This is a genomic window from Patescibacteria group bacterium (assembly GCA_041675205.1).
In the GTDB taxonomy this organism is placed as follows: Bacteria; Patescibacteriota; Patescibacteriia; order GWA2-46-9; family GWA2-46-9; genus JBAYUF01.
The window spans coordinates 64,398-76,846 of sequence record JBAYUF010000001.1 but is presented as its reverse complement, the minus strand read 5'-3'; the positions used below and the strand labels follow the sequence as shown (position 1 = coordinate 76,846).

Sequence of the window (12,449 nt, the reverse complement as noted above, 5' to 3'; positions counted from 1 at the left end):
GAAAACCCGAAGGGTTGTCCTTAAAGTACAAAAAGCACCACTGGGGCGGCCAGAGGGAATTGAACCCTCACCGAGAGGTCCACAACCTCTTGTGCTAACCACTACACCATGGCCGCCCCACTAGTGCCTTTTGGAAGTGCGCTCATCATAACGTTTCGGGCGTTAGTATGTAAAGATTGACACAAAACGAGCATCAACTAAGATACGGCCAGCAACTGAAGAGGGTGTCACCGATGAAAAATAAAAAAGCACCTCATATGGTGCACGCGGCGACCGTCGCGAGGATGGCAACATTGTTCGCTGACCTGGGTATTTCGTACCATCAGGTCTACGGATATAGCGACTGGCAATGCTGCTACGATTTTACTGTCCAGGTAGGTGGACGAACTCAGCGCATAGCAGTTCGAACGGGCTGGATGAAAAAGCGGTCTAGTTGGACGAAAAGTGGTAACTGGGAATACCGATACCACTATGAAGCCGCTTTCTTCAACCTCGGCCCATGCAGGAGAAGAACAAGAAAACATCTGAAGGAGTATACCGACTTCTTCGTCTGTGTGCCGACCAATAACCAGGGTCGAATCATAGACCGGATATACGTTATACCCTGGGATGCACTTGCAGGGAAAAAGAGTGCCTACATCACGCGGTCGACCAGAGAACGACCGTATCGCGGGAAATACGCGAAATTTCGCGAAGCGTGGTCCTTGCTCAGCTGAAACGGCTGCGCCTCAACCAACTGGCAAGAAATAACGAACGACCCCCTTGCAAGGAGAAGCAAGGGGGTCGTTAACGTTTACTGACAATTAACCGAGCGTCGTAATCGGCCTCGACTGCGTAATGTAAAATTTTCCTTTTACAAAAGCCCACTCGATGTCTTGCGGATGTTTATAATGCTTCTCAATAGCTACACACAGTTTAGCTAACTCAATAATTTCTTTACCAGTTAGTTTTTGTTTACTACCCGCGGCCTCACTCAATTTTTTATCACTGTTGCCTTTCGGCCCTCTCACAATTTTAAATTTTTGTGTTGATACATTGATATCAAGAAGACCAAATTTCTTTTTGTCTATGACATACGTATCTGGCGTTACTTGCCCAGATACAATTGCCTCACCAAGACCAAACCCCGCTTCTATAACCATTTGGTTGTAATCCTTTGTTACTGGATGAACAGTAAACGCAATGCCTGACACTTCAGACTGAACCATTTGCTGCACCACAACAGCGACTGAAACAGGGGTACGATGAAGCTTTTTCTCAAAGCGATAAAAAATAGCTCGCGGCGTAAATAATGACGACCAGCATTTCATGACCGACTGCATGAGATTTTTCTCTGTGACGTTCAAATACGTTTCGAGTTCCCCTGCCCAAGAAGCAGCCTTAGAATCTTCCGCGGTGGCAGACGAGCGAACTGCCACAAACATAGCCCTTCCTTTGCTCAACGTTTGATATGATTCCTTAATTTCTACCTGAATATCTTTTGGTATTTTCTCCCGTTCCATCAGAGCTCTGATTTTTTCTGAGGCAACTTCAACTGAATTTAAATCCTTAGATTTTACTTTTTTGAGAACAGCTTCAATCTTAAGATTCAGATTAGTTTCTTTCAGAAATCTATCAAAGGCACCGGCCAGAACAACAAAACCCGGCGGCACCACTCCGTGGGCTTGCCCGCCGAATCCTTGGAGAAGGTGGGTCATTTCACCCAATGATGCACCTTTGCCTCCGGCTTCTTTAACGTTTTTTTTTGTTATCTCCTCAAATACCTTACTGAACATGATTCGAAATTAATTGTTACTTTTTACGTTTTTCTTCCTGCATTTTCCTGTAAAGGTCTCGCAACTCATCAAGACGCTCCATATCTACACCATAGTGTTTTCCACGAAAGTCTATACCACCTAGATCTAGTTCCCCTTCATCATTACGATGAATTGCCAAATTTACATCTTCACCTGGTTGAAACATTCCTCCCATCTCTTCGAGTCGGCCAAACCCCCGTTTGCCAGTATCATCAATCATTACTTCATGTAGTAACGCTTCGAGCTTCGGACCATGAGTCAAATTCTCCACTCTTAAGTTCGTGTCTTCGTATAATTTCCCCGACATTTTTATACCAAGACCCAATCGGTGTGCCAACTCAGCAGCCGTTTCCTCTGGGGTTCCCGCAGCCAACTCTTTTGCCTTTTCAGGATTATCCAACCAGTACTGCACGCTCTCATCTATCGTCTTTGCCCCCTCAGCTTTTGCTGCTTCATTTATTTTGGCAAAATTAGGAACAGGATTAAGATCACTCGATCGATAAATAGCAACGTCTCCGGGCGGTAATTCACCATGACCTGCACGTTGCTGATCCTCTGCTGTCATTGGCTTATTAATAAGTGCAGCAGCCCCTGCTTCATCACGAAATGTGCCAATCATATGCCCCGCGGTCTCACGTGCCCGTTGAACACCTTTACTACCAAAAAACATTACGTACTCACCACTGTTTGCTAAGTCATGTCCACGCTGCTTCGCACCAGCGATTCCTTTCTCAGTTAAAAAATCTGCTGACATACCTGTTGGAGTCTTTCCTGGCTCCTCATGACGTCTAAAAACAAACTGTACAGAAACATTTTTCCCTTTTTCTCTCCCTTCATCTTTTGCTTCTCTGTGCGCCTCGGAAAATGAATTTTCGTGAAACATAATAATCTTATTTAAATTTAATAAAGCAATTATACCCTTTTATTAGTGATTTGTCAAACTAAATACTACTTTATTCTCTTAACAATCCCCCTACTTGCGTCCACTTCAACTATATCGCCATCCTTAAAAATCTTTGTGGCAATTTTTGTACCAACCACGCAAGGTTTTTTCATTTCACGAGCGACAATAGCGGCATGAGCTGTTAAGCCACCCAAATCCGTAACAAAGCCAGCAGCCTTTTCCATGGCCGGCAAAAAAGACGGGTCAGTTGCTTGGGATAATAAAATATCTCCCTTTTTTACTTTATACATATCCTTCGATGTCGGAACGAACCTAATTACACCACTGATCTTCCCCGGATACCCACACTCACCACTAACTGTATGGGTTTTTTTAACCTTGGGTAAACTTGAAATTATTAAGCTCATTTTCTTATGGGCTTGCTCACCACTGTAAAATACAAGACGATCGTTCTGTTTAATACACGCAGAATAACGGGAACGTGCATTTAATTTTTCATGGTCAAAGGATTTTGTTCTCACCGCATGTTCTAAATCACCAAGGTACACCATATAAAGCTGATTCAAGGAAAGTGAAAAACGCTTAGCAATCTCCTGTACTACCGGATGAAAGGCTGAGTAACCTTCGTAAAGCGCATCCATGCGTACTGTCTTTACAAATAATATTCGTTGAAGTAACTGTAACAACTGTCGATGTTCTCTATCAACGCCAATCGACGACAGCAATGATTTTTGTTTCCTTGCTACTACTTGTTCCGCCTGAATTTTGTCCTGAAGGCAGGTTGAAACATAACCTTCGTGAAGTAGGGCCGCCAATCGTCCGATTAGTTGTTCAGGAGTAGAATCTGGGCCAGTCCATCCAAATTGTAACCATTTATATTTCTGGTAATGCTGACGAATTTCTTGTTTAATCTTTGGAAAATGTAAAAGCTCGATTGCTTCAGAAACGTCATTTTGCTTGCGTTCAAACAACTGTCTCAACTTGATGTTCTTTGAAATCTTATTAGCAAGCAAGAGTAACGAAAGTTCTTCCTGTTGGGCCGCCGACTTTTTAGTTGGCGTAATCAAAATTTGCCAGTCATCTGCAGAAATATCTGATTTAGTTTGTTTGTTAATATACCCGCGCAAATAACCCGAAAGGTGCGCTTGGTTTAATTCTAATAAATTGGGAACCATCCCCGCAGACCATAATTCATGGTTAATTTTGTGAAACCGATGACACAATGTTGCCAACTCATTCAATGTGCAAGCTTCCACTGCAATTTTCCGTACCTCGCTATTAAACTCTTTTAATTTCTTTGCATTACTCTCAATAGACTCCAACGCTTTGATTAAACTATTAGGATTCCTGAGAATTTTTTTGAGATACAAAAATCCACCATTTTCCCATTCATGCCGTAACAAATAAACGCGTTGAACCCCTTCTTTATAATCAGTCGCAAAATGTGTAATTGGTATACCAGTACGTTTTGAAAGATCTAACGAAAGAGTGTACATATAACAACTATTGAACCAGGGAATTCCTGGCCACTCACCCCAAACATACCAATCTTTTTTTGATGCCATAAACTGCTAGTTATTTAATCCGTCTCACGATTCCCTTGTTTGCATCCACGTCAACCATATCACCATCTTTAAATACCTGGGTTGCAAACTTCGTACCTATCACGCAGGGAACATTAAGCTCCCGAGACACAATTGCCGCATGAGAGGTAATACCCCCAGTATTCGTTACAATGGCTCCCGCTTTACGCATAGCACTCACAATATCCGGTGTGGTGGCAATAGAAACAAGAATGTCCCCTTGCTTCATCTTGACCATGTCAGACGGCGTATTAACAATTTTTACCTTACCTCTAGCCATACCTACACAGGCAACCTGACCTTTTAACTCCTTACTGTTTTTTACTACTTCAGACTTATAATTTTGCTTTAAAAACTGTTTTGCTTTGACACCAGACAAAACGCGAAGTTTAACAGTAGTTCCATCGAGAATACAAATCTTACTTCGTTTTGGTAATTCCTTTTTTAAATCAGAATTACCTTGAAGCAGTAACGACGGCTCCCAAGGAGCTACGTTTTGAATATGATTAATTGACACACCAGACCGCCGAGCAAGCTCTTGAAGTGCGCCTTGCATAGCATAAAAAGAATAAGACAAGGCATCACGACGAGCAGCCTTCATAATCATCACTTCTCTCATTCCTTCAAAAAGTTTACGCTCGGCTGTGGTCAATTTTAACTTACGTTCCATTTCCAATCGCTTTTTTTTGATTTGTCTTTTTTCGTGTGGCAATTGTTTTAATTCTTTTTCTGTTTTTTTAATTTCTTTAAACAACCTTTTAAGTTCCTTTTTTACATGGCCAGCATTAAGTATTGGCCCAATATATCCGTAGTAAGCCCAAGAAAATTTGGCTATATGTTTTTTTATTCGCTCCTCTACATTTTTCTGATTTTTGTAAATCACAACGGCCAATCGTTTTAAAGCTAACCGTTCTTGCCGTTGAATATTATTATCAATATCCGCAGTTAAGCTGGCAAAACAATCGGCCGAAGAATCCATTAACTTTAACTGGCGAATTCTTTTAGATAGCAGCTCTGTAGCGTAATCGGAAAGCACCGGGCGCGGAATATCCATTAAGGCCGGGAGTACGCCCCAACCAAGAACATCCCTAACTAACTTTTCGTGATTGATAAAAAAGTTGGCGAACTCTTTATTGCTAAGAGGGCTGTAATTATATTCTAAACATTTATCAGAAAAGTCATACAATCTATCACAAGATTTGACCGATTGATGGCTCACAAACGTAAGGTAATTTTGATTTTTTATTTGTTTCTTCAATAACCTTTCTGAGAGTTGTTCTGTATCTTTTTTACTAGGTATCCAACGCATATGAGTACCTTCAAACACAATGAAGTGTGGGATGGAATATTGAGCGCGACGAGCAACACCAAAACGAAAGGCTGGCGTAAAAACACCCAAGGACCACGGGCTAACGCCCTCCTCCTCGTTTCCTAGTATCCACTCTTGTTTTCCTTTTTGAGTCACATTATTTAAGTAACTTTTCTTACAATCCCGTTCGTTGCATCTACTTCAACAATATCGCCGTCTTTAAAAATCTTACTGCCATATTTAGTTCCTATCACGCACGGCTTATTTAGCTCTCGACTTACAATTGCGGCATGCGACGTTATGCCGCCCTGATCAGTAACAATCGCTCCGGCTTTTTTCATGGCTGGCACAATATCAGGGTCAGTAGCGATAGACACCAAAATGTCACCTTTATTCATCTTTGCGATATCCTTCGCCCGAATAATAATTTTCACAACACCTTTTGCATAACCCGGTTGGGCCGTTTGACCAGTAACTTCGTCCCCTTCACCAATGCCAACACTAGCAAGCGCCTTAGCCAAGACTCGTGCCTTGCGGCCCGTGTAAACAGTTTCAAGACCCGGCTCCGTATAATAAACGCCCTGTTTTAAACGCTCAGACAACAAGGAGTCATCAACTTTGCCATTGATAAGCGCCGCCTTTATTTCGTCTTTCAACATAAACTGGACCTGAAAACGTGTCAGGCTAAGGCGCTGAGCAATTTCTGATAATAAGCTTTTGTGCAGAAGATAAAGATCAAGCAGCTGGGCGTGGCGGCGAAAAAGTTTACTTATTGAAAAATCTCTCGCGGCGGCAAATAAACGCACATCTTCAGGAGACATCTTATTTTTTTTATAAAATGCTTTTTGCTTACGCACTGCTTCCAGCAATTGGCTTTTTTCTTTTATCAATAAACTACTTACCTCTATGTTGCTTCGCTTAAGATCAACCATCTCTTGAATATAATATTGCACCGAAAACGGCTCTACATTACCGGCGTAAATATATCCAAGATGCCCCCAGCGCTGCTGATGTCGACGACAGAGTCTCTGAAGGCTTAGCGGAAATGCAACAGCAGTAACACTCTTTCTTAGATATGGTTTTGCTTTAGTATAAATCGCCAAAAACTCTTCACGCTCTTTGGCAATAATTGTTTTTTGTGAAGGAGTCGTAAGTAAAACAAAAGCTTCGTTGACTTCTTGACTCGATGTACAGACTTTTGCCAAGCGTCGCTTTAGCTCAGTGGTCATATTGTTGTGAAACATATCGACCGACACTGGCAACCATCCATACGTGTATAGCTTGGTATGCACACGATCATGTTCATCATATAACCGCCACAATGCCGTATTTGAAAATTTATGCAAAGGTTTTCTTGCTACCCTACGCGCAAATAGCATAAGTTTTTTGGACCAGGCAACAATATTACGATTTAGCTCTGTGGCAAACTTTGGACGCTCTATCAAAGCCCTTAATACGCTCTCCGCAACAAGATACGAATCTCTCTCTCCAAAATAGAAACTCATATTAAATTTATCGTACGGAGCTATTACTTTCTTGTACTTTTTAATGAACGAGTAACTTCTGTCGTTTGTAAATGACGAGAAGACAATTTGAAAAAAGAAAATATCTGAGTCAGGAATATTCTCTCCCAGTAACCAGGGATCTTTGTCATTTAAATAATGTGGTGTCATAAATCGTACCAATTTACTTCTCTTCCTATACTTAAAATTCAAGGCGTTCCTGGTTCAAGGATGATTCTATTAAGGCCTCAAAAAACGTGCTTTTACTCTATACACAAGTACTCTAACCGATAGATTTAGTTTCCACAAATGACCAAAAACTCCTATTTTCTTAGTAAATACAGCTCTTTTCTTGTTAAGTCTTGACATATTCCCTAAGCTGCGCTATGCTACTTAGTTCCTTAAATGGAACAAACCGTGCTCTTTGAATTTAACCTCAGTCAAAACGCGAGGAGAGAGACTCGCCAACAAACCCGTTAGGGTTAGTTGGTGTACGCCAAAACGGCGCAGTCTCTTTCAAAAGCGGCTGCGCCGTTTTGTTATCGCGTGAGGTTCCTACCACCCTTAAGGGCTAAACCTGTTCCACGTTTCGTGGACGGGCAGATTTCAAAGCAAGGCTTTCGCTGGTGCAAACTCGCGAGTCCCTGCTAAAAGATCATTACGCCGGCAACCTTCGGGTCACGCCAGCGCTTAGCCCGGAGGGTGGTGGGAGTCTCTAACAAGGCCAACATCCGTGGGTGCTCTGTTATCAGAGCTGCCTACGGACTTCGGGGTTAGACTTGTGCTCGCTATAGAGCCAAGGCGGTAGAGAAAAGATTTGGTTCGGCTTATCCTGCGCCACTTCTTTGAAACTACTCTTTCGGAAGTGATCCCTTGGATCAATACTTCCAGCTTCTAATCCCAAGGTCCGTGGGTAAAAATACTCACAAAGAACTGGTCCCTTGTGGACCCTAGGGTGGATGTCCACCAAGAGAATTCCTTCCGGAGCGCAACGCTCCACGATTCTCCCACCCTAGTTTCTTTAGCGCGCGGAATGTGCACAAAAAGAGAAAACGACTACGGAAAAAACCGTCCGGTCACTCTTTGGCTCATTTGTGCGCGCTGCGGAGGTGTGGTGGTACTTTCCTTCTACCCCCTCCGTCTTTCTCCAGACCGTGGAAAAAGGCTCATCAATGAGCGTCAACCCGGTCGATGCGGAGTGGTTGTGCACCTAAATGCACCCACTCCACGTTCTTCGGGGCGGAAAAACGACAGCACTCGTTTTCCGCCTCTTCCCATATAATAATGAGGTGCGTTGCCCTTTGCCGATACTGCGACTTTGCATTATCTTCAAAGGGCGCCGAAGAGCCTCCTTCAGCGCCGGGCGAGGGTGAAGAAAGAAAATTGTATCTTCAACCGTTTTCCTCTTCACCCTCGCCCACTCTCATGGGGTACGCAGATCTCAAACGTAGACGCCTCTCTTCAAAAAGAAGCGTTTGCCGCGAGAAAATCTCTCTCCTCCTGCGTGCCCCATGAGAGTACAAAAAACCCAGCCGCCAGGCTGGGTTTTTGCTAAATGTCGCACCCCCCAGGCACTACACCATCACTTCTTCGTGCAGTTGCCGAATAGAAATTGCCTTGCCGTTAGAGGCATCAATAACAACGAGCACGCCGTTTACAGCACACAAACCAGCTTCTGGAATTTCATGACGAACTGGCTCTTGCGTTAAAAAGGCATGTAGTACGTTAGCTTTATCAACGCCAAGCACACCACCTTTATAGCCGCACATACCAACATCAGTAATGTACGCCGTGCCACCAGGTAAAATCTCTGCGTCAGCCGTCGCTACGTGCGTGTGGGTGCCAACAACAGCACTAACCCGACCATCAAGGTAGTGACCGAAGGCTATCTTTTCGCTGGTCGCTTCAGCATGCATATCAACAAAGGTGGCGACGTGCGGGCGATTTTGGTAATCCGCCAGAACCGAATCGACCGCCTGAAACGGGCAATCCAATGTTTCATGCATGAAAACTCGTCCCATCGTGTTTATGAGGAGTAGGTCACCATGTGGGGTGGGCACCAAGGTGGCGCCACTACCAGCGACGCCGGGCGGATAATTCGCCGGCCGAGTAATGTGCAATTTCGGGTCCTCAATAAAATCGTAAATCTCTGGCTTTCGGAAAACATGGTTCCCACTAGTAAAAGCATCGACACCAGCGACACGTAATTCCTCGATGGTCGCCCGGGTAATGCCCTTCCCATGCGCAATATTTTCAGCGTTCGCGATAATGACATCTGGCTGCAGTTGGGTCTTCCAGTGCTTTAAAACTTTCGCAACACCAGTACGGCCAACTCGCCCTACAACGTCACCCAGGAAAAGAATGGCTAAACCCATACGCTATATGCTTTACGCTATACGCCACTGCGCAGAGCATTAGTAAGACCATGTAACATAGCACCAACGCCTCTCGCCAAATCAAGTAAGTCTTCCTGCTCTTTCTGGTTAATGAATCCGAGATCTAACGATAAAATGAAGTAGTATTTTAACTCTTCGAGCGAGCCATTTGCTATAACGTGAAAATGAATACGATCCTTCGTTGTACGATGTTTAGACCCTTCGACAATATTGGCAACCACTGAGATTGCTGCACGACGCATTTGGCTTACTAAGGCAAAACGCTCCGTGTCAGGGAAACTTTTTGTTATCTTATACACCAAAAGTGTTAACTCGTGGGCTTGCTGCCACACCCGCAAATCTTTAAATTTTTCCTCTGTTGCAAGATGCGTCGCGTTCATATTCTATAAGCTACACTGAGTAACATTTCTTCCACTACCCACTATCACCTCCCCCGTATATCGTAAAGCGTACTGCGTATGGCAAGCAGCCTAACGAGCGTACTCGATAACACGACTTTCCCGAATACAATTCACTTTAATTTCACCTGGGTAATTGAGTTCCTTCTCAATGTTTCTAGCAATGAGCTGCGCAACTTTAATCATGCCAAGGTCGTCTACTTCAGTCGGCGTCACGAAGACCCGCACTTCGCGGCCAGCTTGAATGGCGTACGCTTTTGTGACACCAGGAACCGCCAAAGAAACTTTTTCAATTTCTTCTAGTCGCTGAATGTACCGCTCCACGCTGTCCCGTCTCGCTCCTGGCCGAGAACCAGAAATAGCATCAGCTGTGCGAACGATGACACCCTCTAACGTAGAAGGGCGATCTTCATGGTGGGCAATTGCCATGTAGGCGATATGCTCTGGCATGCCGTACTTCTTCATCAGTCGGTAACCAAGTTCTGTATGGGCACCCTGCACTTCGTGGTCAACCGCTTTTCCAATATCGTGGAAAAGCCCGCCCTTCTTACACGCTGGAACATCTGCCCCTAATTCTTCTGCTAATAATCCGGCCAGTGTACCGACTTCCAATGAGTGCTGGAGTACGTTCTGTCCGAAGCTGGTACGAAATTTTAGCCGACCAAGAATCTGCACTAATTTAGGATCCACCCCGGTGAGCCCGAGCTGATACATAGCAGCCTCACCTTCTTTTTTCATTTCAAGGGCTAACTCTCTTTTTGCTTCCAGCACTGATTCTTCAATTCGGGTCGGATGAATCCGACCATCAAGCATTAACCGCTCTAGGGCTCGCTTCGCTAAGTGACGACGCACCAGATTAAAACCCGTAATCATGATGCTCCCGGGCGTCTCATCAACAACAATTTCAACACCGGTAAGTTGCTCGAGGGCTTTGATGTTACGACCTTCTTTTCCAATGATGCGACCCTTCATGTCGTCAGACGGCAAATCAACGGTTGTCGTCATGGTGTCAGCGGCGTGTGATATGGCGCAGCGCTGAATGACCATGGCCAACACTCGCTTGGCCTTTTCTTCGATTTCAGTCGCCCCCTCATCTTGTACTTTACGAATTCGAGATACGATATCTTCTTTGGCATCTGCTTCAACAGCGGCAAAAAGCTCAGTGCGAGCCTGGTCACGATTCAAACCGGCTGACAACTCAAGCTTCGTTACGGCTGCGGCGTGCGCTTCCGTTGCCTGCTTCAACTGTTCTTCGACCCGTTGCTTGTCCTTTTCAATCTGTTTTTCATGGTCGTCAACTTCTAGTAACTTCTTCTCAAACAACCCTTCTCGCTTCTCTACTTTTTGGGCTTGTTCTTTTAGCTCCCGTCGCTCACCTGCAATCTCTTGCTTCGCTTCGTCTAAAATTTTTAAAGCTTCTTGCTTTGCCCCAAGGACAGTATCCTTCTCTCGACGTTTCGCTTCTTCGAGAATACTTTCCGCACGAGCTTCAGCTGAATTAACGGTCCGCGACCCAACTAAACGACGAGCCAGGTAACCAAAAGCAGCCCCAACGCCAAGCGCGAGGATAGACGAAATAATAACCACAGTTACAGACATAGTGTGTTCGTAAACGAACACCCCCGTACCGAACTTTTTAGTTGGTGCACACAAGACCGAAGCGCACGATGCGTCGGTGGCAATCAATCACGTACAACAGGAATAGAAGCCATGAAAATGAATCTGCCGATCACCAATTCCGTTTCGGAACGAATGAATGTTCGAGGATAGGTAAAGGAAACGTTGCGGCGAAACTATACCACCAAAATACCATTATCGCAAGGCCCCAAGTGCTCCAGATGCCTTAACAATACACCCTACTAGCCACTCTACGCTTTCGGCGATGAAGTAATTATTTTGTCGACAATGCCATACTGATGTGCATCCTTGGCTGTCATGAATCGATCACGATCCGTATCTTGCTCCACCTTCTTTACTGGTTGATTCGTGTGGCCTGCCAAAATAGCGTTGAGACGATCTTTGATTCGGACGATATGCTCAGCTCGAATTTTAACGTCCGATGCCTGACCTTCAGCACCCCCCATCACTTGATGAATCATCACTTCGGCATTAGGTAAAATGTAACGCTTCCCTTTAGCGCCTGACGCAAGCAGTACCGCCCCCATACTCGCCGCCAACCCTATACAAATGGTGGAGACATCTGCTTTGACGTACTGCATCGTGTCGTATATTGCGAGCCCAGCCGTTACCGAGCCACCAGGTGAATTGATATACAATTTTATATCCTTCTTTGAATTATCCGAATCTAGAAATAAAAGTTGCGCGATGACCGTATTGGCAACGTGATCATCAATAACATCTCCAAGAAATATAATTCGCTCTTTTAGTAAACGAGAGTAAATATCATATGCTCGCTCACCAAAATTTGATTTTTCTATGACCGTTGGAATAAGAACCATAATAGAATGGCTAATGGCTAATGGCTAATGGCTAATGGCTAATGGCTAATGGCTAATGGCTAATGGCTACTAGGATAGTCCGCTCTTCTGCCCGTGGCAACT

At 44.4% G+C, this 12,449-nt stretch carries 9 protein-coding genes and 1 tRNA gene; all 10 read right to left on the bottom strand.

Going from position 1 to position 12,449, the window contains the following annotated elements; all coding sequences use genetic code 11:
* Positions 1–41 precede the first annotated feature (41 nt).
* The 10 genes from WC052_00345 to clpP all read right to left on the bottom strand — a co-directional run bounded on the left by WC052_00345 (position 42) and on the right by clpP (position 12,347).
* Positions 42–116: transfer RNA gene (locus WC052_00345), tRNA-His, on the bottom strand.
* Between the two features lie 687 nt (positions 117–803).
* Entirely contained in the window at positions 804–1,775 is a 972-nt protein-coding gene (locus tag WC052_00340; GenBank protein MFA7286107.1) for a PEP/pyruvate-binding domain-containing protein, read from the bottom strand.
* Between the two features lie 16 nt (positions 1,776–1,791).
* Positions 1,792–2,679: a hypothetical protein gene (locus tag WC052_00335; GenBank protein ID MFA7286106.1), complete on the bottom strand. Its 888-nt coding sequence runs from the start codon at positions 2,677–2,679 to the stop codon at positions 1,792–1,794.
* Between the two features lie 65 nt (positions 2,680–2,744).
* Positions 2,745–4,265 (bottom strand): PEP-utilizing enzyme, encoded by a 1,521-nt coding sequence (locus tag WC052_00330; GenBank protein MFA7286105.1) that lies wholly within the window; start codon positions 4,263–4,265, stop codon positions 2,745–2,747.
* Positions 4,266–4,275: 10 nt separating this feature from the next.
* Complete coding sequence (locus tag WC052_00325) at positions 4,276–5,748, bottom strand: PEP-utilizing enzyme (protein ID MFA7286104.1); 1,473 nt, start codon at positions 5,746–5,748, stop codon at positions 4,276–4,278.
* A 5-nt stretch (positions 5,749–5,753) separates the two neighbouring features.
* Positions 5,754–7,265, bottom strand: coding sequence for a PEP-utilizing enzyme (locus WC052_00320; GenBank protein MFA7286103.1), 1,512 nt, complete (start codon positions 7,263–7,265; stop codon positions 5,754–5,756).
* A 1,403-nt stretch (positions 7,266–8,668) separates the two neighbouring features.
* Positions 8,669–9,469, bottom strand: coding sequence for a TIGR00282 family metallophosphoesterase (locus tag WC052_00315; protein MFA7286102.1), 801 nt, complete (start codon positions 9,467–9,469; stop codon positions 8,669–8,671).
* Positions 9,470–9,486: 17 nt separating this feature from the next.
* Positions 9,487–9,870 carry a four helix bundle protein gene (locus WC052_00310; protein ID MFA7286101.1) on the bottom strand — a complete coding sequence of 128 codons (384 nt, stop codon included), beginning with the start codon at positions 9,868–9,870 and terminating at the stop codon, positions 9,487–9,489.
* Between the two features lie 90 nt (positions 9,871–9,960).
* Entirely contained in the window at positions 9,961–11,487 is a 1,527-nt protein-coding gene (gene rny / locus WC052_00305; protein ID MFA7286100.1) for a ribonuclease Y, read from the bottom strand.
* Between the two features lie 269 nt (positions 11,488–11,756).
* Positions 11,757–12,347 (bottom strand): ATP-dependent Clp endopeptidase proteolytic subunit ClpP, encoded by a 591-nt coding sequence (clpP, locus tag WC052_00300; protein ID MFA7286099.1) that lies wholly within the window; start codon positions 12,345–12,347, stop codon positions 11,757–11,759.
* Between the last annotated feature and the right edge of the window lie 102 nt (positions 12,348–12,449).

What these genes read in the sequence shown, in the direction of transcription:
- WC052_00320 (MFA7286103.1), bottom strand. Translation starts at nt 7,265, where the DNA reads ATGACACCACATTATTTAAATGACAAAGATCCCTGGTTACTGGGAGAG.
- WC052_00340 (MFA7286107.1), bottom strand. Translation starts at nt 1,775, where the DNA reads ATGTTCAGTAAGGTATTTGAGGAGATAACAAAAAAAAACGTTAAAGAA.
- WC052_00335 (MFA7286106.1), bottom strand. Translation starts at nt 2,679, where the DNA reads ATGTTTCACGAAAATTCATTTTCCGAGGCGCACAGAGAAGCAAAAGAT.
- WC052_00310 (MFA7286101.1), bottom strand. Translation starts at nt 9,870, where the DNA reads ATGAACGCGACGCATCTTGCAACAGAGGAAAAATTTAAAGATTTGCGG.
- WC052_00330 (MFA7286105.1), bottom strand. Translation starts at nt 4,265, where the DNA reads ATGGCATCAAAAAAAGATTGGTATGTTTGGGGTGAGTGGCCAGGAATT.
- rny (MFA7286100.1), bottom strand. Translation starts at nt 11,487, where the DNA reads ATGTCTGTAACTGTGGTTATTATTTCGTCTATCCTCGCGCTTGGCGTT.
- WC052_00315 (MFA7286102.1), bottom strand. Translation starts at nt 9,469, where the DNA reads ATGGGTTTAGCCATTCTTTTCCTGGGTGACGTTGTAGGGCGAGTTGGC.
- clpP (MFA7286099.1), bottom strand. Translation starts at nt 12,347, where the DNA reads ATGGTTCTTATTCCAACGGTCATAGAAAAATCAAATTTTGGTGAGCGA.